At 74.2% G+C, this 23887-nt stretch carries 21 protein-coding genes; 10 read left to right on the forward strand and 11 right to left on the reverse strand.

Translation table 11 applies throughout. The features are described from left to right. Window positions 1-27 precede the first annotated feature (27 nt). Window positions 28-918, reverse strand: a complete 891-nt coding sequence (locus tag ACGFZP_RS08495) for an NAD(P)-dependent oxidoreductase (RefSeq protein WP_392929951.1) — start codon at window positions 916-918, stop codon at window positions 28-30. A 97-nt stretch (window positions 919-1015) separates the two neighbouring features. Between ACGFZP_RS08495 and ACGFZP_RS08500 the strand changes: the two genes are divergently transcribed. After that, window positions 1016-1372 carry a winged helix-turn-helix transcriptional regulator gene (locus tag ACGFZP_RS08500; protein ID WP_392929953.1) on the forward strand — a complete coding sequence of 119 codons (357 nt, stop codon included), beginning with the start codon at window positions 1016-1018 and terminating at the stop codon, window positions 1370-1372. 78 nt (window positions 1373-1450) lie between these two features. On the opposite strand, the gene ACGFZP_RS08505 is transcribed toward ACGFZP_RS08500, so the two are convergent. Then, entirely contained in the window at window positions 1451-1873 is a 423-nt protein-coding gene (locus ACGFZP_RS08505) for a DUF350 domain-containing protein (RefSeq protein WP_387941005.1), read from the reverse strand. A 165-nt stretch (window positions 1874-2038) separates the two neighbouring features. On the opposite strand from ACGFZP_RS08505, the gene ACGFZP_RS08510 reads away from it, so the two are divergent. Both ACGFZP_RS08510 and ACGFZP_RS08515 read left to right on the forward strand, forming a co-directional pair. Continuing rightward, window positions 2039-2440: a hypothetical protein gene (locus ACGFZP_RS08510; RefSeq protein WP_392929954.1), complete on the forward strand. Its 402-nt coding sequence runs from the start codon at window positions 2039-2041 to the stop codon at window positions 2438-2440. Window positions 2441-2444: 4 nt separating this feature from the next. Further along, window positions 2445-3674 carry a glutathionylspermidine synthase family protein gene (locus ACGFZP_RS08515; RefSeq protein WP_392929956.1) on the forward strand — a complete coding sequence of 410 codons (1230 nt, stop codon included), beginning with the start codon at window positions 2445-2447 and terminating at the stop codon, window positions 3672-3674. A gap of 26 nt (window positions 3675-3700) precedes the next feature. On the opposite strand, the gene ACGFZP_RS08520 is transcribed toward ACGFZP_RS08515, so the two are convergent. Next, window positions 3701-4183, reverse strand: a complete 483-nt coding sequence (locus tag ACGFZP_RS08520; protein WP_392929958.1) for an LURP-one-related/scramblase family protein — start codon at window positions 4181-4183, stop codon at window positions 3701-3703. Between the two features lie 89 nt (window positions 4184-4272). Here ACGFZP_RS08520 and ACGFZP_RS08525 point away from each other — a divergent pair, with 89 nt between their 5' ends. Continuing rightward, window positions 4273-4788 carry a GNAT family N-acetyltransferase gene (locus ACGFZP_RS08525; RefSeq protein ID WP_392929959.1) on the forward strand — a complete coding sequence of 172 codons (516 nt, stop codon included), beginning with the start codon at window positions 4273-4275 and terminating at the stop codon, window positions 4786-4788. A gap of 68 nt (window positions 4789-4856) precedes the next feature. After that, window positions 4857-6686: an NHL domain-containing thioredoxin family protein gene (locus ACGFZP_RS08530; protein WP_392929962.1), complete on the forward strand. Its 1830-nt coding sequence runs from the start codon at window positions 4857-4859 to the stop codon at window positions 6684-6686. Window positions 6687-6809: 123 nt separating this feature from the next. On the opposite strand, the gene ACGFZP_RS08535 is transcribed toward ACGFZP_RS08530, so the two are convergent. Further along, on the reverse strand, window positions 6810-8123 hold the full coding sequence (locus ACGFZP_RS08535; protein WP_392929965.1) for a M18 family aminopeptidase: 1314 nt from the start codon (window positions 8121-8123) through the stop codon (window positions 6810-6812). Between the two features lie 633 nt (window positions 8124-8756). Between ACGFZP_RS08535 and ACGFZP_RS08540 the strand changes: the two genes are divergently transcribed. Genes ACGFZP_RS08540 through ACGFZP_RS08550 form a run of 3 tightly spaced genes read left to right on the forward strand, consistent with a single transcriptional unit; the run spans window position 8757 to window position 12336 of the window. Further along, window positions 8757-10337 carry a peptidoglycan-binding protein gene (locus tag ACGFZP_RS08540; RefSeq protein ID WP_392929967.1) on the forward strand — a complete coding sequence of 527 codons (1581 nt, stop codon included), beginning with the start codon at window positions 8757-8759 and terminating at the stop codon, window positions 10335-10337. Then, entirely contained in the window at window positions 10334-11089 is a 756-nt protein-coding gene (locus ACGFZP_RS08545; RefSeq protein WP_392929969.1) for an ABC transporter ATP-binding protein, read from the forward strand. Before ACGFZP_RS08540 ends, ACGFZP_RS08545 begins: the two co-directional genes overlap by 4 nt. Beyond that, window positions 11089-12336, forward strand: a complete 1248-nt coding sequence (locus tag ACGFZP_RS08550; RefSeq protein WP_392929972.1) for an ABC transporter permease — start codon at window positions 11089-11091, stop codon at window positions 12334-12336. The genes ACGFZP_RS08545 and ACGFZP_RS08550 overlap by 1 nt, the downstream gene beginning before the upstream one ends. A gap of 149 nt (window positions 12337-12485) precedes the next feature. Here the strand turns inward: ACGFZP_RS08550 and ACGFZP_RS08555 are convergent, their stop codons facing one another. Further along, the gene (locus tag ACGFZP_RS08555; RefSeq protein WP_392929974.1) at window positions 12486-14315 is read right to left on the reverse strand and encodes an acyl-CoA dehydrogenase; all 1830 of its coding nucleotides are present in this window, start codon (window positions 14313-14315) and stop codon (window positions 12486-12488) included. Between the two features lie 214 nt (window positions 14316-14529). On the opposite strand from ACGFZP_RS08555, the gene ACGFZP_RS08560 reads away from it, so the two are divergent. Further along, on the forward strand, window positions 14530-15036 hold the full coding sequence (locus tag ACGFZP_RS08560) for an SseB family protein (protein ID WP_392929976.1): 507 nt from the start codon (window positions 14530-14532) through the stop codon (window positions 15034-15036). A 133-nt stretch (window positions 15037-15169) separates the two neighbouring features. Continuing rightward, complete coding sequence (locus tag ACGFZP_RS08565; RefSeq protein ID WP_392929978.1) at window positions 15170-16126, forward strand: pirin family protein; 957 nt, start codon at window positions 15170-15172, stop codon at window positions 16124-16126. 130 nt (window positions 16127-16256) lie between these two features. On the opposite strand, the gene ACGFZP_RS08570 is transcribed toward ACGFZP_RS08565, so the two are convergent. The 6 genes from ACGFZP_RS08570 to ACGFZP_RS08595 form a co-directional block, all read right to left on the reverse strand. Further along, the gene (locus tag ACGFZP_RS08570) at window positions 16257-17078 is read right to left on the reverse strand and encodes an integrase (protein WP_392929980.1); all 822 of its coding nucleotides are present in this window, start codon (window positions 17076-17078) and stop codon (window positions 16257-16259) included. Between the two features lie 313 nt (window positions 17079-17391). Next, window positions 17392-18057 carry a TIGR03086 family metal-binding protein gene (locus ACGFZP_RS08575; RefSeq protein ID WP_392929982.1) on the reverse strand — a complete coding sequence of 222 codons (666 nt, stop codon included), beginning with the start codon at window positions 18055-18057 and terminating at the stop codon, window positions 17392-17394. After that, complete coding sequence (locus tag ACGFZP_RS08580) at window positions 18054-18920, reverse strand: alpha/beta hydrolase (protein WP_392929984.1); 867 nt, start codon at window positions 18918-18920, stop codon at window positions 18054-18056. The genes ACGFZP_RS08575 and ACGFZP_RS08580 overlap by 4 nt, the downstream gene beginning before the upstream one ends. Before the next feature lie 140 nt (window positions 18921-19060). Then, window positions 19061-19738, reverse strand: a complete 678-nt coding sequence (locus ACGFZP_RS08585; RefSeq protein WP_392929986.1) for a TetR/AcrR family transcriptional regulator — start codon at window positions 19736-19738, stop codon at window positions 19061-19063. A gap of 125 nt (window positions 19739-19863) precedes the next feature. Then, a complete protein-coding gene (locus tag ACGFZP_RS08590) occupies window positions 19864-22395 on the reverse strand; it encodes an ABC transporter permease (RefSeq protein WP_392929987.1) in 2532 nt (843 codons plus the stop codon). 151 nt (window positions 22396-22546) lie between these two features. After that, window positions 22547-23872, reverse strand: a complete 1326-nt coding sequence (locus tag ACGFZP_RS08595; protein ID WP_392929989.1) for an amidase — start codon at window positions 23870-23872, stop codon at window positions 22547-22549. Window positions 23873-23887: the final 15 nt, after the last annotated feature.

Here is a 23887-nt window from a genome sequence, read left to right on the forward strand (position 1 = left end):
CCACCCGGACCGGCCCACCGGACCGCGCTACCGCCGGAGCAGGTCCACCAGGCCCGTCAGGTCCTCCTCGCCGCCCCCTTCCTCGAGCCGCCGCCGCATCAGCTCGAAGAAGGGGGTGAGGAGTTCCGGGCTGACCCCCTGCTCCTCGGCGGTGCGCAGGAAGGTGGGAGTGCCCGCGACCTGCATCGCGAGGTTGGAGACGACGCCCGTGACGTAGTCCCCGCTCTCCAGCTGCTCGGCGCTGCGCTGCGCCGACTGCGCCATCGCGCCGACCCAGCCGCTCAGCAGCGGGGCCGCCGCGGTCGGCGGCAGGGCCTCCTTGCGCAGCAGCGCGAAGGCGTGCGTGAGCCCGGCGAACATGCCGTACATCGCGCTCAGCAGCGCCACGTCGTACAGCGCGGCGAAGCCGGCGTCCGCCCCGACGTACGTGGTGCCGGCCGGGACGGCCAGGGTCTCGCGGTGCTCCTCGAAGAGCTCGGCCGAGCCGCTGTAGAAGACGTACCCGCCGGCCGCCGGGACGCCGATCATCGGCGGGACGGCCATGATCCCGCCGTCCAGGTAGCGGGCGCCGCGCTCGCGGGCCCATTCGGCGCGGGCCCGGGCCTGGCCGGGGGTGCTGGTGACGAGGTTGACGACGTCCTTGCCGGACAGGTCGACGCCCGACAGCGCCTCGTCCACGGAGGCGTCGTCGAGCAGGCAGACGACCACCAGCCGGTTGGCGGCAACCGCCTCGGCCGCGGTCGCGGCGACGCCGGCGCCCTGGGCGGCCGGCGGTTCGGCCCGTGCGGCGGTGCGGTTCCAGACGGTGGTCGGGTGCCCGGCGGCGAGCCAGGTCCGGGCGAGCGCGGTGCCCATCGCACCGAGGCCGAGCAGGGTCAGCGGGGTACGGGAGGTCTTCTCAACGGTGTTCTGTGCCATGCCGACCAGGCTCGTCGCAGGCCCCTGAGGTGATCAAGTACGCACTTGGGAGTGGGTGGTTACCCTGGGGTGAGCATCCAGGTCGGAAGGTGGGGGCATGGCGACCGTATCGAGGCCGGGCGCGTACGTCTGCGGGATCGACGCCGCGATGGACGTCATCGGCGGCAAGTGGAAGGTGCTGATCCTCTGGGCCCTGGACGAGCGCGGGAGCTGCCGTTTCGGCGAACTGCGCCGCCTGGTGCCGGGCATCACCGAGAAGGTGCTCGCCGCCCACCTGCGCGAGCTGGAGGCGGACGGCGTGGTGCACCGCGAGGCGTACGAGGAGGTGCCGCCGCGCGTGGAGTACTCGCTGACGGAGGCCGGAGCCCGGCTCAACGCGGCACTGGCCCCGTTGGGGGCCTGGGGCCGCGAGAACGTCCTCGGCGGCGACCCGCACCCCGTCCAGGTCGCCTGAACCCTGAGGCCTTCGCCCCTGAGAGCTGGAGCCCGGCGCTGCGGCCTCAGGCGATCGCGGCCTCAGGCGATCGCGGCCTCAGGCGATCGCCGCCGCCACGATCGCCGCCACCGAGATGTTGCAGCTGGCGGTGACCCAGACCGCCGGGTGCGGCTCCGGGTCGACCAGGATCGCGCCGAGCTTGCCCGGCGTCAGCACGTCCACCGCCCAGAACGCGACGGCCATCAGCAGCAGCCCCAGCAGGCCGAAGCAGGCGGTGGACGCAAGGCCCTTGCCGAAGTCCTCGTAGGTGTACATGATCGCGGTGAAGACGATGCCGCCGATGCCGAGCAGCGCGGAGCTCAGCACCACCGCGGCGTTGCGGTTGCGCTCCACCCAGATCTGGTGCCCCAGCTTCCCGGGCGTCAGCACGTCGACCAGGCCGACGCCGAGGAGCAGCAGCACCACGCCGACGCCGCCGAAGGCGGCCGCGGCACCGAGACCGTGCAGGATGTCGTTCATGGGTGTCTTCCCCCCGGGTCCATTCACTGAGTCCGGCTGAGCCCGGTGCGGTCACCGGGCTCCCCCGGTCAAGGATCGGCAAAACATATCCCATCGGGTCAACGCCCGGCCGGGGAACCGGGGCCCCTCCCGTACCATCCGGCCCGCCGCGTACCATCGGTCGCCATGACGCCGCCCCCACCCGCAGCCGGGCCAGCCGAGAAGCCGGCGAGACCCGCCGCGACGCCCGCCGCGGCCACCTCCCCGGTACCCGCCGGGCGGCCCGCCGACTCCCCCGACGGCCGCCGCCGCTCGGGCTTCGTCGCCCTCGGCATGGTCGGCACCCTCGCGCTGGCGCTCTCCGGCTGCTCGTCCGCCGGCAGCAGCCCGCCCAGCCGCTGCGTCGACCCGGGCACGCTCAAGGTGCTGGACAGCCACTCCTGCCAGGGCGCCGGCGCCACCGCGGGCCGCTGGTACTACTGCGGTTCGGGCGCCACCACCGCCCTCGGCGGCACCTTCGACAAGGCCGCCACCAAGCGCGGCGGCTTCGGCTGCCCGTCCGGCTCCAGCGGCTCGGGCGGGGGCTGAGCCCGTGCGCCGTCGCACCATCGCCCCGCGCCCCGACTGGCTGGCCACCGTGGAGGCCCAGGGTCTGATCTACGCCATGTGCTCCGACCCCTGCAACCAGGGCGGCCCGCACGCCTACTGGGACGAGAGCGCGTACTACGAGTTCTCGCTGCCCGAGGTCGAGGCGCTGGAGGAGGTGGTCGAGGAACTGCACGAGATGTCCCTCGCCGCCGCCGGGCACGTGGTGCGCACCGGCCGGTTCGCCGACTACGGCATCACCGACCCCCGACTGGCCGCCGCCGTCGCCGAGTCCTGGCGGCGGCGCGACGAACAGCCCGCCGTGTACGGGCGGTTCGACCTCGCGTACGACGGCGCCGGCCCGGCCAAGCTCTTCGAGTACAACGCCGACACCCCGACCTCCCTGATCGAGGCGGCCGGGCCGCAGTGGTTCTGGATGGAGGAGCGCTTCCCCGCCGCCGACCAGTGGAACTCGCTGCACGAGCGCCTGGTCGCCTCCTGGGCCCGGCAGAAGCACCTGCTGCCGCCCGGCCCGGTGCACTTCGCCCACTCGCGCGGCGACACCGAGGGCGAGGACTGGATGACCACCCTCTACCTCCAGGAGTGCGCCGAGCAGGCCGGCGTCGAGACGGTCGGCATCGCCATGGAGGACATCGGCTGGGACGGCCTCTCCGGCCGCTTCGTCGACCTCGAACACCGCTTCATCCGCTCCGCGTTCAAGCTCTACCCGTGGGAGTGGCTGGCCTCGGACGAGTTCGGCGGACAGCTGCTGGACGCCATCGACCTCGGCGGCTCCACCGGCTCCACCCTGTGGATCGAACCGGCCTGGAAGATGCTGCTCTCCAACAAGGCCCTGCTGGCCGTGCTCTGGGAGCTGTACCCCGGCCACCCCAACCTGCTGCCCGCCTACCTGGACGGCCCGCGCGAACTCGCCGACCCGGACGGCCCCGGCTACGCGGCCAAACCGCTGCTCGGCCGCGAGGGCGCCGGCATCCGGATCGTCGAGGCGGACGGCGGCGAGACCCGGCTCGCCGACTGGGCCGGCGACCCGGACCGCTACGGCTCCGAGGGGTTCTGCTACCAGCAGTACCACCCGCTGCCCGACTTCGACGGCAACCGCCCGGTGCTCGGCACCTGGGTGGTCGACGGCGAGTCGGCGGGCCTGGGCATCCGCGAGACGGACGACAGCCCGATCACCCACCAGGGGGCGCGCTTCCTGCCGCACGTCATCGTGTAGACCGCGCAGTCGGCCCGGCCGCGCGCCTACTCCTCCGTCAGGTGGTCCACGCAGGCCGCGACGGCGAGCAGCAGGCCGGCGTCCGCGCCGTCCGCGATCTCCACGCCGTAGCTGTCGCGGATCCGGAACCACTTGCGGGAGATCCGGGCGAGGTCGTCGCCGTGGCTGTTCTCGATCCGGTAGTCCTTGTCGATCAGGTTCCCGTGGATCTTCAGCTCGCCGCCGCCCGCGAGTTCCACGTGGTACTTGTCGCGGAACGGGGTGAACAGCTTCTCCCGGACGGTCGCGATCACGTCCCCGTCGGCGTTCTCGATCTTCATCGCGTCCCGGACGGTGAACGCCTTCTCCTTGATCACGGCGAGGATCCGGCCGCTGGTGTCCTTCAGCTCGAAGGTGTCCCGCAGCCGCAGCACCTTGCCGTCCACCAGGAACGCCCGGTGCCCGTCCTCGTCCTCGATCCAGTAGTCGTCGCCGATCGTGAACAGCTTCTCCCTGATGAGGTACCGCATAACGCCTCCTCCGAGTGGACCTTCCCCCCATTCGACCCGAACGGGTACCCGGCACGAAGCACCGCCACACACAGGCGTTGAATACCGGCATGCGCCCCTCCACCACCGTGCCCCTGCGCTCCGAGCGCCTCGACCTGCTCCCGATCGGGCCCGAGCACGCCGAGGGGATGGCCGAGGCGCTCGCCGACCCGGCCCTTTACGCCTTCACCGGCGGCGAACCGCCCACCGCCGACGCCCTGCGCACCCGCTACGCCCGCCTCGCCGCGGGCTCCCCCGACCCGGCCCAGGCCTGGGGCAACTGGGCCCTGCGACTGCGCGCCGACGGCCGGCTGACCGGCTACGTCCAGGCCACCATCGGCCCGGAGGCCACCGAGGTGGCCTGGGTGACCGGCACCCCCTGGCAGGGCCGCGGCCTGGCCACCGAGGCCGCCCGCACCCTGCTCGCCCACCTCACCGCGGGCGGCGTCACCACCGTCCTTGCCCACATCCACCCCGACCACCACGCCTCCGCCGCCATCGCCCGCTCCCTCGGCCTGACCCCCACCGGCGAGCTCCACGACGGCGAGGTCCGCTGGCGCCTCGACCAGCCCGCCCGGACCACCTGAGCCGAAGGCCACCCGCTGAAACCCACCACGGCGGAATGTCCTGCCGCCGGGTGCGGTTTGATTGGCTCATGGCATCTCGTGCACGTGTACGCGCCCCCGAGCTGGTCGGGGCAGGCGGTTGGCTGAACACCGGTGGCAAGGAGCTCACGCTCGCGGACTTCCGGGGCAAGATCACCATCCTGGACTTCTGGACGTTCTGCTGCATCAACTGTCTGCACGTCCTGGACGAGCTGCGCGAGCTGGAGGAGAAGCACCGCGACACCGTGGTGATCGTCGGCGTGCACTCGCCCAAGTTCGTGCACGAGGCCGACCACCAGGCGGTCGTGGACGCCGTCGAGCGGTACGAGGTGCACCACCCGGTGCTGGACGACCCGGCGCTCGTCACCTGGAAGCAGTACGCCGTCCGCGCCTGGCCGACGCTGGTGGTGATCGACCCGGAGGGGTACGTGGTCGCCCAGCACGCCGGCGAGGGGCACGCGCACGCCATCGCCCGGCTGGTCGAGGAGCTGGAGGCGGAGCACGAGGCCAAGGGCACCCTGCGGCGCGGCGACGGCCCGTACGTGGCGCCCGAGCCGGTCGCGGGCGACCTCAGGTTCCCGGGCAAGGCCGTCCGACTGCCGAACGGGCACTTCCTGGTCGCCGACTCCGGCCACCACTCGCTGGTCGAGCTGGCCGAGGACGGCGAGCGCGTGGTGCGCCGGATCGGCGACGGCGAGCGCGGCCTGGTCGACGGCACCAGCCCCCGGTTCAGCGAGCCGCAGGGTCTGCTGCTGCTCCCCGAGGGTCCGGTCCGCGACGCGCTGGGCTGCGACGTGATCGTCGCCGACACCGTCAACCACGCGCTGCGCGGCGTCCGGCTGTCGGACGGCTCCGTCACCACCCTGGCGGGCACCGGTCGGCAGTGGTGGCAGGGCTCGGCGACCGAGGGCCCGGCCCGCGAGGTGGACCTCTCCTCGCCGTGGGACGTCGCCTGGTTCGACGGCCGGGTCTGGATCGCCATGGCCGGGGTCCACCAGCTCTGGTCCTACGACCCGGCGGCCGGCACCGTCGGCGTCGCGGCCGGCACCACCAACGAGGGCCTGGTCGACGGGCCGGCCGCCGAGGCGTGGTTCGCGCAGCCGTCCGGGCTCGCGGTGTCGGCGGACGGCGAGCGGCTCTGGGTGGCCGACTCTGAGACGTCGTCCCTGCGGTGGGTTTCACGTGAAACGAAGACGGTGCACAGCGCCGTCGGCACCGGCCTGTTCGACTTCGGCCACCGCGACGGCGCGGCCGACCAGGCGCTGTTCCAGCACCCGCTCGGCGTCACCGTGCTGCCCGACGGCTCGGTCGCGGTCAGCGACACCTACAACCACGCGCTGCGGCGCTTCGACCCGGCGAGCGGCGAGGTCACCACGCTGGCCACCGACCTGCGCGAGCCCTCCGGGGCGGTGCTGGTGGACGGCGACATCGTGGTGGTCGAGTCCGCCCGGCACCGGCTGACCAGGCTGCGACTGCCCGAGGAGGCCGTCCGGGTGGAGTCGGTCGCGCACCGCACCCGGCGGGCGGCCACCGAGGTCGCGCCGGGCGCGTTCCAGCTGGACGTGGTGTTCTCCGCACCCACCGGTCAGAAGCTGGACGAGCGCTACGGCCCGTCCACCCGGCTGCTGGTCAGCTCCACCCCGCCTGAGCTGCTGGTCTCCGGGGCGGGGGCCGACTCGGCGCTCTCCCGCGAGCTGGTGCTCTCCGCGGAGGTGGCCGAGGGCGTCCTGCACGTCTCGGCGATGGCCGCCTCCTGCGACGACGACCCGGAGATCGAGTACCCGGCCTGCCACGTCCACCAGCAGGACTGGGGCGTGCCGGTGACGCTCACCGCGGACGGCGCGCGGCGGCTGCCGCTGGTCCTGGCGGGCATGGAGTAGCCGGCGGTATCCGTCAGCACGGGACCCGGCGTCCAGCAACACGGCGCAGGCGTCCGGCAGCACGGAGCGGATGACGGAAGGGCCCGGCGGAGAGCGCTCCGCCGGGCCCTTCCGGGTAGCCGCTCAGCCCTCCAGGAAGGCCTTGATCGCGCTCGCCAGCAGGTACGGGTCGTCCGCCCCGCACAGCTCGCGCGCCGAGTGCATGGACAGCGCCGCGATGCCGCAGTCGACGGTGCTGATCCCGAGCCGGGCCGCCGTGATCGGGCCGATCGTCGTGCCGCAGGGCATGGCGTTGTTGGAGACGAAGGTCTGCCACGGCACGCCGGCCCGCTCGCAGGCCGCCGCGAACACCGCCCGGCCGACGCCGTCGGTCGCGTACCGGTTGTTGACGTTGACCTTGAGGATCGGGCCGCCGTTCGGCATCGGGTGGTGCCCCGGCTCGTGCCGCTCGCTGTAGTTCGGGTGGACGGCGTGGCCCATGTCGGAGGAGAGGCAGACGGTGCCCGCCAGCGCCCGGGCGCGGTCCTCGGGGCTGCCGCCGCGCGCGTAGACACTGCGCTCCAGGACGTTGCCGAGCAGCGGGCTCTGCGCGCCGGTGTCCGACTCGCTGCCGGTCTCCTCGTGGTCGAAGGCGGCCAGCACCGGGATGTACGGCAGGTCCGCGCCGTCCGTCGCGGCGGCGGTGGCGACGGCGGCCAGCGCGGCGGCGGCCGCGTGCACCGACAGCAGGTTGTCCAGGCGCGGGCCGGCCAGCAGCTCGCGGTCGCGGCCCAGGTAGGAGGCCGGCTGCACGTCGTGCGTCATGAGGTCCCAGCCGGCCACGTCGGCCGCCTCGACGCCCGCCCGCTGGGCGACGTAGGAGATCAGCGAGCCCTCGTCGACCGGGCCGAGGCCCCAGATCGGGGTGAGGTGGCGCTGCTTGTCGAGCTTCATGCCCTCGTTGACCTGGCGGTCGAGGTGGATCGCCAGCTGCGGCACGCGCAGCAGCGGCTCGTCCAGCTGCACCAGCCGCGAGCTGCCGTCGCGCAGCGCGAGCCGGCCGGAGAGGCCGAGGTCGCGGTCCAGCCAGGTGTTCAGCGGCACGCCGCCGTAGATCTCCACCGCGACCTGTCGCCAGCCGGCCGACCCGGTGTCCGGCACCGGCTTGACCCGCAGGTTCGGCGAGTCGGTGTGCGTGCCCACGACCCGGAACGCCGTCTCCGGGCCCGCGCCCTGCGGCACGTACCAGGCGATCAGCGCGCCACCCCGGATGACGTAGCGCCCCCCGGCCGCCGCGTCCCAGGCGTCGGCCTCGGCGACCTGCCGGAAGCCCGCCTTCTCCAGGCGCTCCGCCGCGCTGGCGACCGCGTGGTAGGGCGACGGGGAGGTGCCGAGGAAGGCGATCAGATCATCGGTGTGCGTCCGGTCGAAGAAGGCCTGGCGGGCGGCGGTCGACATGCTGCTCCTGAGTCGAGGGAGGGCTGAAGCCGGATTGGGGGTCGACTTCGCACCCTGAGCATATGCCCGTACACGGACATGACACTCGGAACCCGGCAACGGATGCAGAACGCAGACACAACCGTGAAGTGACGCCCCGCCGGTCCCCGAACCCCCGTCGGGCACCCAGGGATTCCGGCCGCTTGCACAGGGTCATCACATATCCCCCTCCCCACCCTTTCACAAGTGACGGGCCGTCAGCGAACCGGACGGGCGCCGTCCGGCCCTTACGGCACTGCCGCGGCTGCGGCCCCGGCTACGCGCGGAACGGCCGGTGCACCACCGCCCACCCGGCACGGCGGGTGAGTTGGGGCCGCCCGCCCGCCGTCCTGGTGACCAACATCACCACCGCCCGTGCCGGTGGTCGCGACCCGTCCGGCCAACCCCGCGCGGATCCGGCCGCCGATGCGGGCCCAGGGCGCAGGGCCGCCCGGATCGCCCCCGACGGCCGGGGCGGCTGTGACGCCGACCAGGCCGGGCCCGCGCCCGGTCGACCAGGCGCCCGGTCGGGCTCGGCGCGCACCCCGTTGCACCCGTCCGACGGCCGATCGACGATACTCCCCCGGGAGTGAAGTCGCCGGGGGGAGAAGCACGTTGACGACCACCACGATCGAGGCCGCCGAGCCGGCCGACGCCGCGGCGCCCCCGCGCCGCTCCCGGACCGCGCGGCGCCGACGGGTGCTGGCGCTGGTGGCGGCGGGTGCGGCCCTGCTGGCGGTGGGCGGCCTGGGCGCCGCCTCGCTGGTGAAGTCCCCCGCCGAGCGGGCCGCCCAGGCGGCGGCGGCGCCGAACAGCCTGATCACCGCGCCGGTGACCAGCCAGGTGCTGAACCGGTCGGTGCCGGCCCGCGCGGTGGTCTACCCGCCGGCCCAGTACGACATCGTCCCTTCCTCGGCCTCCCCCGACGTCACCCGGCTGTACGTGTCCAAACTGGCCGTGAGGACCGGAGACGCCGTCAACAGCGGGCAGTTACTGGCCGAGGTGTCCGGCCAGCCGCTCTTCGCGCTCAACGGGCCGGTGCCCGCCTACCGGGACATCAAGCCCGGCAGCAGCGGCCCGGACGTCACCGAGCTGCAGGACGCGCTGGCCGGCCTGGGGTACTCGCTGCGATCGGACGACAAGGGCGCCTTCGGCCCGGGCACCGCGCAGGCGGTCACCGAGTTCTACCGCAGACTCGGCTACCCCGTACCCACCACCGGCGCCACCACCCAGCAGGCCGTCGACACCGCACAGAAGGCCGTGGACGCCAGCCGGCAGACGGTGGACTCGCTCACCGCGCAGAAGAAGGCCGGCCAGAGCAGCGCGGCCCAGCCGCCGACGCCCGCCCCCACCGGCCCCGCCCCCACCGCGGGAGCGCCCACCGGAGCAGCCACCGGAGCGCCGGCCCCCGCCACCGGGCTCGACATCGACCAGCAACTCACCGCCGCGAAGAAGCAGTTGGCCGCCGACAGGACCGCCCTCGACAAGGCCCAGGCGGTGAACGGCCCGATGGTGCCCGCCGCCCACGCCGTCTTCCTGCCCACGCTGCCCGCCTCGGTCACCGCGGTCAACGGCTCGGTCGGCACCCCCGCGACCGGCACCCTGCTCTCGCTCACCAGCGGCGGTCTCAGCGTCACCGGGCAGCTGACGCCCGCCCAGGCCGCGGGCGTCAAGACCGGGATGGCCGTGGAGATCCTGGTCGAGGACACCAACACCACCCTGAAGGGCACGGTGGGCGAGGTCGGCGCCCCGACCACCGCGGCGCCCACCGGCAAGGTGATCACGCTGGGCGGCGGAAGCGGCGGCACCGGTGGCACCAGCGGAAGCGGGTCGGGGGCAGGCGGGTCGGCGGGCAACGCCGCCCCGGGCGCCCCGAACGCCGGCGGCCCGGGCGCAGGACCGGCCTACGTCCCCGTCGCCATCGCCCCCGCCGCCCCGCTGCCCGCCGCCCTGAACGGCCGGAACCTGCGGCTCACCGTGTTGAAGGACAACGCCGGGCAGCCGGTGACGGCCGTCCCGGTGGCCGCGATCTCCACCAACGCGGCCGGCCGGACCTCGGTCACCAGGGTGGACGCCGCGGGCAACCGGACCACCGTCCCGGTCACCACCGGGGTGAGCGCCGACGGCATGGTCGCCGTGGTGCCCGGCGTCGGCGCCGAACTCAGGCCCGGCGACCAGGTGGTGGTCGGCCGATGACCGCGACCCCAGGCACCGCCGGAACCCCGCCCGTGATCGCCCTGTCCGGAGTCGGCCGCAGCTACCCGGGACAGCCCCCGGTCACCGCGCTGCACCCGTCCGACCTGACCGTCCACCGCGGGGAGTACCTGGCGATCACCGGCCCGTCCGGCTCCGGCAAGTCCACCCTGCTGCACCTGCTCGGCCTGCTCGACACCCCCAGCCGGGGCCGCTACGAGCTGGACGGCATCGACACCGGAGGCCTGCGCGACCGGGACCGGGCGACCCTGCGCGGGCGCCGGATCGGCTTCGTCTTCCAGTCCTTCCACCTGCTGCCGCACCGGACGGCCGAGGAGAACGTGGTGCTGGCCCAGGTCTACAACCGCACGCCCCGCGGACGGCGCCGGGCGGCCGCCCTGGACGCACTGCGCCAGGTCGGCCTCGGCCACCGCACCGACGCCCTGCCCACCACGATGTCCGGCGGCGAACGGCAGCGGGTGGCGATCGCCCGCGCCCTGGTCAACCGCCCCAGCCTGCTGCTCTGCGACGAACCGACCGGCAACCTGGACTCGGCCAACGCCGGAGCGGTACTGGCCCAGTTCGACGAGCTGCACGCCCAGGGCTTCACCCTGGTGGTCATCACCCACGACCCGGCCGTCGCCGCCCGCGCCGGGCGCAGGATCGCCCTCCACGACGGCGTCCTCGACGAGGCCGGACCAGCCGGGACCAGTGCCGCTCCCCGCGAGGGCGCCGAGGCCGGAGCGCCGCGCTGATGGCCCGCGGCGCACTGCCCGAGCCGCCCTCCCGGCTCCGGGTGCGGGACCTCTGCTCGGAGGCCCTGTCCGGCGTCCTCCAGCGCCCCGGCCGCTCGGTGCTGACCATGCTGGGCACGGTGCTGGGCATCGGCGCGTTCGTCGCGGTGCTCGGCCTCACCGCGACGGCCTCCGGCCAGATCGGCGAACAGTTCAGCCTGACCAGGGCCACCACGGTGCACGTCTCCGACCGGCCCGCGACGGAGGGCGTCGCGCCCGGCGCCAACCCGCCGACCCACTTCCCCGAGGACGCCGACCGCCGGCTCGCCGGGATCGACGGGGTACGCGCGGGCGGCGTCTGGTGGGCCGTACCGGGCGCTCCGGTGCTCTCCGGCCGCCCGAACGGCGCGAACGAGGGAACGGGCCTGACCGTGCTCGCGGCCACCCCGGGCGCGGTGGCCGCCATGGAGCCCACCATCACGGCCGGCGTCGCCATGGACCCCTTCGTCCAGCGGACCGCCCAACCGGTGGTGCTGCTCAGTCAGACCGCCGCCAAACGCCTCGGCGTGAGCCGGCTGGACGCCCAGCCCGCCGTCTTCATCGACTCCGCGCCGTACACGGTGATCGGGATCTACTCGGACGTGCGGCGGCAGTCCGGCGCGCTGCTCGGACTGATCATCCCGGCCAGTACCGCGCTGGCGCAGTTCGGCAACCCCGGGGCGGATCCCGAGCACGCGGCCCAGGCGCTGGTGGCCACCCGGGTCGGCGCCGCCCCGGTGGTCGCCGCGCAGCTCCCGCTCGCCCTGCGGCCGGACGCGCCGGAGGCCTTCACGGTCGTCCCGCCGCCCGACCCGCACGGCCTCCAGGACAAGGTGGCCTCCGACCTGACCGGCCTCTTCCTGGCCCTGGCCGGGATCTGCCTGCTGGTCGGCGCGGTCGGCATCGCCAACACCACCCTGGTCGCCGTCCTGGAACGGACCCGGGAGATCGGCCTGCGCCGCTCGCTCGGCGCCCGGACCGGCCACATCGCCGCCCAGTTCCTCACCGAGTCGACCGCCCTCGGCACCCTGGGCGGCCTGATCGGCACCGCCCTCGGCGTGGTCACCGTGGTCGCCGTCGCGGCCGCCCGGGACTGGACCGCCGTCCTCCAGCCCGCCACCACGCTGCCCGCCCCGCTGATCGGCAGCGTGGTCGGGCTGCTGGCCGGCCTCTACCCCGCGCTGCGCGCCGCCCGCACCGACCCGCTCCAGGCCCTCCGCAGCGGCTGACCGGCCAGGCGGCCCGGACGACCGGGCGGCCGCGGACAGCACGAAGGGGGCCCGCCGGGAAGGCGGGCCCCCTTCGTACTGAGGGTTGGGTCAGGCGGTCAGAGAGGTGTCACACGCGGCAGGTGCCGACCGGGCGACGGGGGGGCGTCCTAGAACGCCTCCTCCGCCAGCTCCATGATCTCGTTGTCGACGCCCTCGGCGATCAGGCGCTGCGGGGTGATCGTCGGCAGGACGTTCTTGGCGAAGAAGCGGGCCGCCGCGACCTTGCCCTGGTAGAACGGGACGTCCTTCTCGGAGGCGCCGGCCTCCAGCTTGGCCAGGGCCACCGCGGCCTGGCGCAGCAGCAGCCAGCCGATCACGACGTCGCCGGAGACCATCAGCAGGCGGGTGGTGTTGAGGCCCACCTTGTACATGTTCTTGACGTCCTGCTCGACCGAGGAGAGGTCGGCCAGCAGCTTGCCGACGATCGCCTCCAGGTCGCCCGCGGCCTTGGCGAGCAGCTCGCGCTCGGCGGCCAGGGCGTCGCCGCCCGCGGCCGAGCCGAGGAACTTCTGGATCTGCTCGGACAGCGCGGTGAGCGCCTGGCCGCCGTCCTTGACGATCTTGCGGAAGAAGAAGTCCTGGCCCTGGATCGCGGTGGTGCCCTCGTACAGGGTGTCGATCTTCGCGTCCCGGATGTACTGCTCGATCGGGTACTCCTGCAGGTAGCCGGAGCCACCGAAGGTCTGCAGGGACTGGGCGAGCTGCTCGTAGGACTTCTCGGAGCCGTAGCCCTTGACGATCGGCAGCAGCAGGTCGTTCAGGCGCTCGGCGGCCTCGTCGGTCTCGCCGCGCAGGCGGGCGGCGAGCACGTCGTCCTGGGTGGAGGCGGTGAACAGCACCAGGGCGCGCATGCCCTCGGCGTACGCCTTCTGGGTGAGCAGCGAGCGGCGCACGTCCGGGTGGTGCGTGATGGTGACGCGCGGGGCGGTCTTGTCCAGGAACTGCGAGATGTCGGCGCCCTGCACGCGCTCCTTGGCGTACTCGAGAGCGTTGAGGTAGCCGGTGGAGAGGGTGGCGATGGCCTTCGTGCCGACCATCATCCGGGCGAACTCGATGATCTTGAACATCTGGCGGATGCCGTCGACGGTCTCGCCGAGCAGCCAGCCCTTGGCCGGGTGCTTGGCGCCGAAGGTCATCTCGCAGGTGTTGGAGGCCTTGAGGCCCATCTTGTGCTCGACGTTGGTGGCGTAGGCGCCGTTGCGCTCGCCGAGCTCGCCGGTCTCCCAGTCGAAGTCGAACTTCGGGACGATGTAGAGGCCCAGGCCCTTGGTGCCCGGCTTGCCGCCCTCGGGGCGGGCCAGCACCAGGTGGATGATGTTCTCGGACATGTCGTGCTCGCCCGAGGTGATGAAGCGCTTCACACCCTCGATGTGCCAGGAGCCGTCCTCCTGCTTGATCGCTTTGGTGCGGCCGGCGCCCACGTCCGAACCGGCGTCGGGCTCGGTCAGCACCATGGTGGCGCCCCAGAGCCGCTCGGTCATCAGCTCGGCGACCTTCTTCTGCGCCTCGGTGCCCTCGTCGTGGACGACACCCGCGAAGGCCGGGCCGGAGGAGTACATCCAGATGGCCGGGTTCGAGCCCAGGACCTGCTCGGCGTAGGCCCAGATCAGCGAGGACGGGGTGACCTGGCCGCCGATGGCCTCCGGGATGCCCAGGCGCCACCACTCGGCGTCCATGAAGGTCTGGTAGCTCTTCTTGAACGAGGCGGGGATCGGGGCGGTGTTGGTCTCCGGGTCGAAGACCGGCGGGTTGCGGTCGGTGTCCGCGAAGGACGCCGCGAGGTCGTTCTCGGCGAGACGCGCGATCTCGCTGAGGATGTTCTTCGCGGTCTCGACGTCCATGTCGGCGAACGGACCGGTGCCGTACACCTGGTCGCGGCCGAACACCTCGAAGAGGTTGAACTCCACGTCCCGCAGGTTGGACTTGTAGTGACCCATGGCCGTTATCTCCGGTTCGTCGCTTCCGGGTGACCGCCGCGTTCGGGCGCCCCGTACCCACCAGTAGGCATCATGATGCTACCCAGCGGTAACTTGTTTCAAGCCCCTGGCGGTGAATCCGCTATGAACGTGGTCACGTCCCACAACGCCGGACGGCCACTCCTGTCAGGATCGACCGCCGCACAGGCGGCTGCGCTCCCGATAGCCTGTCCGTGTGTACGGCTATGACCAGAACGCGTACCCGGGCGACCCCTACCAGCAGCAGGCGGGGCCGCAGCCGGGCATGAACGGCATGCCCGGGCCGGGCCCCTACGGCGAGCAGCCGCAGGCGGCGCAGCAGCAGTCCCTCTACCCGGAGCCGTCCCCGCCCTCGCTGGCGGACGCCGTCCGGGCCTTCACCACCGGGTCGATGGCGGTGGAGGACTTCCAGGCCATCTTCATCACCTCCAAGGTGCACTGCCCGCGCGGCGAGCGCCCCGGATTCCTGGCGCTGCACAACACGCCGACCCCGGTGATCCCGATGTTCAGCTCGCTGAAGGAGCTGCGCCGCTACGCCGGCAAGGACTCCAAGCACTTCACCGTCAGCGGCGCCGAGGTGCTCGACCTGCTGCCGACGGGGTACGGCTTCGCGCTGGACATGGAGGGCGAGCACCGGATGGTGTTCGACGCCAAGGCGGTCGAGCAGATGGTCGACTTCACCATGCGCCGGATGTACGGCTAGCGGCCGCGGGTCCACCCTGGAGGAGGGGCCGGCGGCTCAGCCGTCCCCATATGGTTCAAAATTCAACTTGCCTCTTGTTGAGTATTGAACTAATCTCTTGGGTGTAGGCCACACACCCCCGAAGGAGGCCGACATGCCCGCCGTGACCGTCGACAACCCACTCGTTCTGCCGCGTATCGCGGCGCCCGCCGAAGGCTCCCAGCCGCGTCCGGTGCTGGCCGTGTCGACCGCCCCCAGCGGCTTCGAGGGCGAGGGATTCCCCGTCCGCCGCGCCTTCGCCAAGATCAACCAGAAGTACCTGGACCCGTTCATCATGATGGACCAGATGGGCGAGGTGGACTACGCGGCCGGGGAGCCGAAGGGCACCCCCTGGCACCCGCACCGCGGCTTCGAGACCGTCACCTACATCATCGACGGGACCTTCGTCCACCAGGACTCGCACGGTGGCGGCGGAACCATCACCGACGGCGACACCCAGTGGATGACGGCCGGCTCCGGCCTGCTGCACATCGAGACCCCGCCGGAGTCGCTGGTCATGTCCGGCGGCCTCTTCCACGGCCTCCAGTTGTGGGTGAACCTGCCCGCCGCGGACAAGATGATCGCGCCGAAGTACCAGGACATCCGCGGCACGACCGTGAAGCTGCTCGCATCCTCGGACGGCGGCGCGCTCGTCCGGCTCATCGCCGGCGACATAGCCGGCCACCAGGGCCCCGGCTCCACGCACACGCCCATCACCATGATCCACGTCTCGGTGAACCCCGGCGCCGAGGTCACCCTGCCCTGGCGGACCGACTTCAACGGCCTCGCCTACGGCCTGGCCGGCAGCGGCTCCGCCGGGCCCGACCGACGCCCGTTCCACATGGGCCAGTCCGTCGTCTTCGGCGACGGCGACTCCCTCACCATCCGCGCCGACGAGGCCCAGGACTCCCGCAGCGCCAACTTCGAGGTCGTCCTCCTCGGCGGCCTCCCGATCCGCGAGCCGGTCGCCCACTACGGCCCGTTCGTGATGAACAGCCACCGCGAGCTCCAGCAGGCCATGGAGGACTTCCAGGCCGGCCGCCTCGGCACCATCCCCGCCGACGCCCGCTGAGGCGGCGCGGCACAGTCAACGCGGCACAGCACAGGGCCGTCCCGGAGCAGCCAACCGCTCCGGGGCGGCCCTGTGCCGTGGAGTGCACCGCCTACGAAACCGGCCTGGCCGGCGCGCACCGGCGCGGGCGCTACAGGCGGGCGTAGAGGGCGAAGGCGTCGTCGTGGGCCTTTCCGCGCGGCCAGCGTTCGCAGGAGGCGTCCGACCGCTCCACGGCGCGGACCTGGGCGATCAGCTCGCCCGGGCCGCACTCGCCGAGCAGTTGCAGGGCGTCCGCCCAGCTGCCCAGGCCGAAGCGCTCGGTGTAGCGCGAGGCGCCGTCGGACAGCGCGGCCACCGCGTGCAGCCGGTCCAGCGGGACGAAGCCCGTCTCGGCGTGGCCGGCGGCCTTCGGGCTGGCGGCGGCGATCCACGGGCCGTGCCCGGTGTTGCGGGCGGCCCGCACGGCCAGCGCGTACCGCAGGTGCAGCGCGGCCCGCTCGGTCGAGCCGGGGACGGTCGACCAGACCTGCCGGCGCAGCTCCTCCCCGTCGGGGAAGCGCTGGTTGTCCCCGATCACCTTCGGCGGGCCGTCCTTGTACTGCAGGACGAGCAGCGAGTCGCCGAGCACCAGGTACTCCAGCGAGGAGCCGTGCCGCCGGGCCGCGACGACCATGGCGGCGGGCGTGTTGGGGTGGGCCAGGTCGCAGCGCCCGCCGTGCAGCGCGGCGGTCTCCGCGATCGCGTCGGCCAGGCACTCGGCGATTGAGCGGTCGGCCCGGTCGGTGAGCCGGGACAGCAGGTGCACCCCCAGTCTGCGGACGTACCAGGAGGTGCCGTGGCGGCACCCGGACTCCATGCCGCTCGGTGAGCTCGAACCGTCGAGCAGTACGAGCGCCTCCGGTGAGGCCGCCGCGAAGTCCTCGCTCTCGCGGTCCGGCCGCCGTGCTTCCCCTGCGAGCTGTACCTGCATCCCGACAGTGTGGCCCCACCCGCGGCCGGCGCCCAGACCCGTGCACCCGGCGCGCCCCGCCCGGGCCGAGGCTGTCCGGTGGCAGTGGGAGTAATCCGGCCATACCGTCGGATACCGAGTGGACAATTCGGCCAATCAGGGCCCATCAGGTTTGGCGGCTCCTTCGGGGGGCCGGGTGGCCCGGGACTGACGAGGAGTGGGAGATGTTCTGGGAGTTCATCGTGCTACTGGTCGCCTCGATCGGCTTCCCGATCGCCGCACTGCTGTACCTGATCGGCGGACCGCGCTTTCCCGACGAGCAGCGCGACCGGCCTCAGGGCTGAGGCCGACCGGCGCGACCGGTGGGCGGCCCGGGCGGCTCAGGCGGAACCCAGGCCGGGTCGCGGCCGAGCAGGGCGAGCGCGCGATCGAACGGCCCGGCGCCCCCGCCCGGTTCGCGGCGCTCCCGGAAGGCCCGCCCCGGCGCCCGGTCCTGCGGCCCGGCCGGGACCAGTTCGGCGACCGACAGCAGGACGGCCGCCAGCCGCTGGTCGCCGTCCACCGCCGCGGCGACACCGGACGGCGCCCCGAGGGCGGCGGCGACGTCCCAGCCGTGCACCAGGGTGTCGAGCAGATGGAAGCCGACCGCCTGGCGCAGCGGGAAGGCGCCGTCGGCCCGGATCTCCGGCAGCCACAGCTCCCGCCCGGCCGCCGAGGCCTCGGCGAAGGCCGCGGTCAGCTCCTCCGCCGAGCGCCGGAACGTCCCGGCCGGATCCCCGTCGAGCGGGGCGTCGTGCCAGAGCGCGAGGTCGGGCCCGGCGCCGCGCGCGGCGGCGGCGAAGCCGTGGTGCTGGCCGACCACGTGCTCCAACAGCCGGCGCAGCGTCCAGCCCGCACAGGGCGTCGCGAGCTCCAGCAGCTCCGGACGGACGGTGTCGGCCACCCCGGCGGCCAGCTCCAGCGAGCGGGCGTGCAGGTCGAGCACTTCGAGCAGGCTCACGGGGCCGCGACCTCCTGACCGGCCGCCAGGAACCCGATGGCGTTGTCGACGACGGCGGGCTCGGTGAGGATCCGGCGGTGGCCGAGGCCCTGGGTGACGAGCAGCTCCAGCCGGTCCCCGTAGGCGGCCTTGAGCCGGCGGGCGTGGTCGATGCCGACCTTGCGGTCGCCCTCGTCGTGCGCCACCAGGATCGGCAGGGCGATCTCCTCGGGGCTGCGGGCGGCATCGAAGTACGCGGTGACGTCCCCGACGCCGGGGAACATCTCATGCTCGGCCCGGTGCCGCAGCTCCCGCTCGATCACGGTGTTCAGCCCCAGTTCGGCGCAGAACGCGGCGGGCAGGTAGGAGAACTCGCTGACCCCCGCCACGGCGACCAGCCGCCCGGCCCGCAGTCCGCCGCGCAGCGCGAGGAAGGCGGCGTTGACGCCGAGCGAGTGCGCGATGACGGCCTCGAACGCGCCGTACCGCTCCTGGAGCCGGGTGGCGATCGTGCGGTACTCCAGCACGGTGGTGGCGCGGCCGCCGGAGTCGCCGTGCCCGGGGGCGTCGAAGGCGACCGGGCTCAGGCCGAGCGCCCGCAGCCGGGGGACGTAGCCGGCGAACCGCGAGGCGCGGGACTGCCAGCCGTGCAGCATCAGGACGGGACGGGTGCCGTCGCCCCAGCGGTAGACGGCCACCCGCTTGCCGTGGACGGTGAGCTGCTCGGTGGCGGCCTGGTCGTGGACCTCGCGTTCGCGACCGCGCACCCGGCCGCGCCGGACGGGGTGCCGGTACAGCTGGAACGCGGCCCGGCCGGCCAGGCCGGGAGCCGGCCGGGAGAGGGTGTTGAGGGTGGTGCGGATCAGTGCGACGGCCGGGTCCATCGGGGTCTCCCTGTCGGTGCTGACGGGCGTGCCTGGGTGCGGTGCCGAACTCGCGGAGATATTAGCACGATCGTTCGTGCAGTTTTATGGGCGCGAAAACCCGCCCGCGTTCGCGCGCCGGGGATCGGCAGCCGGGCGGCTCAGGCCAGCTCGGGCGCCTGCGGATCGGCCGCCTCGGCCCGCAGCAGGCGCAGCGCGATCCGGCCCGCCCGGTCGTACGGGCTCTGCTCGTCGAACAGCAGGGCCTGCCCGTTGGCCGCCTCCAGCACCGCGATCAGGGTGAACGCGAGGTCCTCCAGATCCGCGTCGGCCCGCAGCCCGCCCGTCGCCCGGGCCTGCGCCAGGGTGTCGAGCACCACGGTGTGCCACTCCCGCGCGCAGGCGGCCAGCGCGTCGCGCAGCGGGCCCGGGCGGGCGTCGAACTCGGCGCTCACCTCGAAGAAGAAGCAGCCGCCGGGGAAGACCCGGGCCCGCGAGTACGCCAGCCAGCCCTCGCAGAGCCGCCGGGCCCGGCCCAGGCCCGGGGCGGTGTCCTCCAGCGGGGTGACCACCGCGTCCGAGAAGATCCGGCGGGCCGCCCGGACGGTGGCCAGCTGCAGCTCCTCCTTGGAGCCGAACCCGGCGAAGACCCCGCTCTTGCTCAGCCCGAGGTCGGTGGCCAGCCGGCCGATCGACAGTGCGTCCAGCCCCTCGACCGAGGCGATCTCGACCGCGCGGCGCAGCACCGCCCGGCGGGTCTCCTCACCGCGCAGTACCCGGCCGTCGGCCCGGCCGTCGGCGCGTGCGCCCGCGCGACCGTCCGTGCCAGAACCGGTCACAGTCCACCTCAGCTGTCCGTCGGGACGGGAAACCCGTCGTAGCGGGAGCGGCGCAGGGCGGCCCACTGTCGTGAGCCGCCCGTCGCGCCTGCATCCCGCCAGGGTATAGCCGTCGTACCGCCCGCCTACTTGGCCGGCACTCCCAGGGCCGGCGCCCGCAGGGCCAGCCGGGCCGGCAGCGCCGTCGCGGCCAGGGCCAGCACCGCGGCCAGCGCCAGCACCCCGGCGTAACCGGTCCAGCCCCAGGCCACCTCGGCCGAGCCGGTCATGCCCAGGCTGAAGGCGGTGAGCACCGCGAACGCGATCGCCGAGCCGAGGGCGACCCCGGTGGCCACCACCGCGACCGACTCCAGTCGCAGCATCCCGAGGATCTGGCGCCGGGTGGCACCGGTCAGCCGGAGCAGGGCGAACTCCCGCCGCCGGTCGGCGGTGGCCATCGCCAGGGTGTTCACCACCGAGATCGCGGTGAAGCCGAGCACCAGGCCCATCCCCAGGTAGTTGGCCTCGGCGCCGTTCTGCCGCGCCTCGGCCGCGATCCCGCCGGCCTGCGCCCGGTCGAGCACCCGCACCCCGGGGAAGCCCGCCACCGCCGCGGTCAGCCGCTCCCGGGTGACCTGGCCGTCGGCGGCCACCAGGACGGCCGCGGCGAGCGGGTTGTCGACGTGCCGGACGAGCAGCGCGTGCGAGAGCGTCAGATCCCCGAAACCGAGGCCGCGGGCGTACACGGCCCGGACGGTCAGGGTGGCCGGGGTGCCGTCGCCGAGCACCAGCCGGACGCTGGAGCCGGGGCGCACCCCGAGGGCGCCGGCCGCCGTCTCGCTGACCGCGAGGTCGCCGTCGCCGAAGCCGGCCAGCGTGCCCGCCGTCACCTTCGGGTCCCAGCCCGCCGTCAGGCCCTCGGTGGTGACGCCCTGCACCGTGTACTTCTCCAGGTCGATCCGGACGGAGCTGCGCAGCACCTCGGTCACCGCGGCGACCCCGGGCAGCGCCCGGACGGCCTGCGCCGCCTGGCCCGGGACGCCCGGTGCGCTCGCGGCCAGGGTCCACGGCGCCCGGACGCCGTCCTCGGCCTGCCGGGCGGCCGCCCCGCCGAGGGTGGACTGGGTGAAGAGCACCGTGCAGACCATCGCGGTCAGCAGGGCCAGCGGCGCGGCGGCGGCGCCGAGCCGGCGGGACTCGGCCCGCAGGTTGGCGGCGGCCAGGTGGCCGCTGACCGGGAAGACCCGCAGCAGCCCGCCGAAGGCGGCGGAGGACACCCGGGCCAGCACCGGGCCGAGCAGCGAGACCGCGATCGCCAGCACCACCACGGCGGCGAAGGTGACCGGGGTGGCGGCCTTCTCGGTGTCCAGGGCGGCGAGGACGGCGACCAGCACGATGCCGCCGGCCAGGGTCAGGCCACCGGCCAGGGTCCGCACCCAGCCGGCCCCCGGGATCTCCACGGCGGCCTCGGACAGGGCCTGGCCCGGGCGGATCCGGGAGGCGCGGCGGGCCGAGATCCGGGCCGCGGCCCAGCCGGCCAGCAGGGTGGCGAGCACCGCGGCGAACACCGGGAAGACGCTCAGCGTGTGGTGCAGGGTGTCCGGCACGGCACCGAGGTCGACGAAGCCCTCGTACAGCCATCCGCCGGCCGGCAGCCCGGCGAGCGAACCCAGCGCTCCGGCCACCAGGCCCAGCAGCAGCGCCTCACCGCCGATCATCTTCCGCACCTGCTTGGGCGACGCCGCCACCGCACGCAGCAGGGCGATCTCCCGGGCCCGCTGCTGGATCATCAGGGCGAAGGTCCCGCTGACCACCAGGACGGCCACCAGCAGCGCGGTGCCGCCGATCGCGGCGCCCATGCTGACCAGCTTCACCCGGGCGCCGGCGGCCTCCGGGAACTCCGCCTGTCCGCGGTCGGCGCCCCGGTGGACGACCGCACCGGCGCCGGCCAGCACCGGGGCGAGGTCCCGGGCGAGCTTCGCCTGGTCGGTGCCGGGCGCCGGAAGGACGGCGATCGCGGTGACCTGTCCGGGCCGGCCGGCCAGCCGCTCGGCCTCGGCCTGCTGGAAGAACAGTGCGCTCTGCTCGGTGAGTTCGACGCCCCGGGCGGCGGCGATGCCGGAGATCCGGTAGGCGACGGGCGTCTGAGTGGAGCGGACGGTCAGGCGGTCGCCGACGCGCAGCCGGGCCCGGGCGGCCAGGCCCGCGTCGACCACCAACTCGTCGGCGGCGCCCGGCTCCCGGCCCTCGGCCAGGGCGAACGGGGTCAGCCCGGCGGAGGCCCAGGCGTGCCCGTACCCGGGGAGCCGGTCGGCGGTCACCGGCTGGGCGGGGAAGGTGAGTTCGGGGACGGCGGCGCGCACACCCGGTACCGCCGCGATCCGGTCGGCCAGTGCGGCGGGCAGCCAGGCCCGCTCGGCGAGCGGCTTGGCCTTCTCCTTGGTCTTGGTCTTCCCGTTGCCCTTGTTCTTGACGGTCGTCTGGTGCACCTGCTGGTCGGCGGCCACCACGAACGGGGCTCCGGTGTACCGCTCGGTGCGGATCTCGCCGCGCAGGCCGGTCTCCAGCAAGGTCCCGCAGGCGGTGACGGTCAGGGCGGCGAAGAACAGTGCGCAGAACGCCCCCGCGAAGCTCGACCGGCGGGCACGCAGGCTCTGGAGTGCGTAGGAGAGCAGCATCAGGCCCACCCTCCCGGGCGGCTCGGGCGGACGATCGCGCGGCGGCAACTGCGCTGTGGGCTGGGGTGGCTGGGCGGCTTCGGCATGTCCCCACCCTCCCGCGAGGGAGGGTGCGGACACAGTGCGGCGGCCCGGTCGACCCCGGCGGGGGTTAGCCCCCCGTAGGCCGGGGACCTGGCACCAGGGCCCGCTCCAGCAGGGCGGCCCCGGCCAGCAGCCGTTCGTCTCCGCCGGCCGCGCCGACCACCTGGAGGCCCAGCGGCAGACCGTCGCCCGCCAGGCCGGCGGGCAGGCTGAGCGCGGGCAGTCCGGCGTAGCTCCAGGGCAGGCACATCATGCCGTCGCCGGTGCCGTCCAGGCCCAGCGGGGCCGGGCCGGTCGCGGCGGGCGCCAGCCAGAGGTCCACCCCGGCCCGCCCGGTCTCCTCGGCGAGCCGCTCGCCGAAGTGCGCGCGGGCGCGCAGCGCGGCCTCCCGGTCCTCCGCGTCGACGCCCTGGCCGTGCCGGATGGCGGCCGCCGTCTCGGGCCGGTACAGGGCGCCGAAGCGGGTGAACCAGTCGGCGTGGGTGCGGGCCAGCTCGAAGCGGCCGATGGTCCGCAGATGCCGGGCGAGCTGCTCGAAGTCCGGCAGTAGATCGATCTGACGAACCGTCAATCCTGCTGCGGTGAGCCGGTCCAGCTGTTCCCGGAACGCCTTCAGCGCGGCCGGCTCGGCCCGTTCCAGGTACGGCCCGACGGGCACCCCGAGGACGGGCGGCGGGCCGCCCCCGGGCTCCTGCCAGCCGTCGCAGAGCAGGGCCGCGGCCAGTGCGGCACCGGCCAGGTCGGCGGTGAACACGCCGAGGGTGTCGAAGCTGGGCGCGTTCGGGATCACCCCGTCGATCGGGATCCGCCCGTAGGTGGACCGGAAGCCCACCACCCCGCAGTAGGCGGCGGGGCGGACCACCGAGGCGACGGTCTGGGTGCCGATGGCCAGCGGTACCAGCCCGGCCGCGACGGCCGCCGCCGAACCGCTGCTGGAGCCGCCCGGGGTGTGCGCGGGGTTGTGCGGGTTGCGGGTCGGACCGGGGGCGCTGGACGCGAACTCGGCGGTCACCGTCTTGCCCGCGACCAGGGCCCCGGCGGCGCGCAGCCGGTCCACCACGGTGGCCTGCGGCCCGGCCAGGACGCCGGGCGGCAGCGCGGAGCCGGCGCGGGTGGGCAGCCCGTCGACGTGGACGACGTCCTTGACCCCGACCGGCACCCCGTAGAGCGGGGGCGCGGCGGCGGGGTCGGGGTACCGGTGGGCCAGCGCGCGGGCCTCGGCGCGCAGCCGGGCGTGCCGTCCGGGCTCGGACACGAAGGCGCGGATCAGCGGGTCGACGTGCTCGATCCGGTCGCAGAGCCGGTCGACGTGGGCGGGCAGGCCGGGCTCGCCGGTCCGCAGCCCGGCGGCCTCGCGGACCAGCGACCGGGGCCGGACCAGCGGGTCCTCCATCCCGACCACGGTGGC

The organism is Kitasatospora sp. NPDC048239 (genome assembly GCF_043202015.1).
Classification (GTDB): Bacteria; Actinomycetota; Actinomycetes; order Streptomycetales; family Streptomycetaceae; genus Kitasatospora.

Bases quoted from the DNA above. Each gene is read 5' to 3' on its own strand.
- ACGFZP_RS08510 (WP_392929954.1), top strand. From the start codon at position 2,039: ATGACGCCGCCCCCACCCGCAGCCGGGCCAGCCGAGAAGCCGGCGAGA.
- ACGFZP_RS08550 (WP_392929972.1), top strand. From the start codon at position 11,089: ATGGCCCGCGGCGCACTGCCCGAGCCGCCCTCCCGGCTCCGGGTGCGG.
- ACGFZP_RS08525 (WP_392929959.1), top strand. From the start codon at position 4,273: ATGCGCCCCTCCACCACCGTGCCCCTGCGCTCCGAGCGCCTCGACCTG.
- ACGFZP_RS08545 (WP_392929969.1), top strand. From the start codon at position 10,334: ATGACCGCGACCCCAGGCACCGCCGGAACCCCGCCCGTGATCGCCCTG.
- ACGFZP_RS08495 (WP_392929951.1), bottom strand. From the start codon at position 918: ATGGCACAGAACACCGTTGAGAAGACCTCCCGTACCCCGCTGACCCTG.
- ACGFZP_RS08530 (WP_392929962.1), top strand. From the start codon at position 4,857: ATGGCATCTCGTGCACGTGTACGCGCCCCCGAGCTGGTCGGGGCAGGC.
- ACGFZP_RS08580 (WP_392929984.1), bottom strand. From the start codon at position 18,920: ATGGACCCGGCCGTCGCACTGATCCGCACCACCCTCAACACCCTCTCC.
- ACGFZP_RS08595 (WP_392929989.1), bottom strand. From the start codon at position 23,872: ATGGAGGACCCGCTGGTCCGGCCCCGGTCGCTGGTCCGCGAGGCCGCC.
- ACGFZP_RS08505 (WP_387941005.1), bottom strand. From the start codon at position 1,873: ATGAACGACATCCTGCACGGTCTCGGTGCCGCGGCCGCCTTCGGCGGC.
- ACGFZP_RS08570 (WP_392929980.1), bottom strand. From the start codon at position 17,078: ATGCAGGTACAGCTCGCAGGGGAAGCACGGCGGCCGGACCGCGAGAGC.
- ACGFZP_RS08565 (WP_392929978.1), top strand. From the start codon at position 15,170: ATGCCCGCCGTGACCGTCGACAACCCACTCGTTCTGCCGCGTATCGCG.
- ACGFZP_RS08535 (WP_392929965.1), bottom strand. From the start codon at position 8,123: ATGTCGACCGCCGCCCGCCAGGCCTTCTTCGACCGGACGCACACCGAT.
- ACGFZP_RS08590 (WP_392929987.1), bottom strand. From the start codon at position 22,395: ATGCTGCTCTCCTACGCACTCCAGAGCCTGCGTGCCCGCCGGTCGAGC.
- ACGFZP_RS08500 (WP_392929953.1), top strand. From the start codon at position 1,016: ATGGCGACCGTATCGAGGCCGGGCGCGTACGTCTGCGGGATCGACGCC.
- ACGFZP_RS08520 (WP_392929958.1), bottom strand. From the start codon at position 4,183: ATGCGGTACCTCATCAGGGAGAAGCTGTTCACGATCGGCGACGACTAC.
- ACGFZP_RS08555 (WP_392929974.1), bottom strand. From the start codon at position 14,315: ATGGGTCACTACAAGTCCAACCTGCGGGACGTGGAGTTCAACCTCTTC.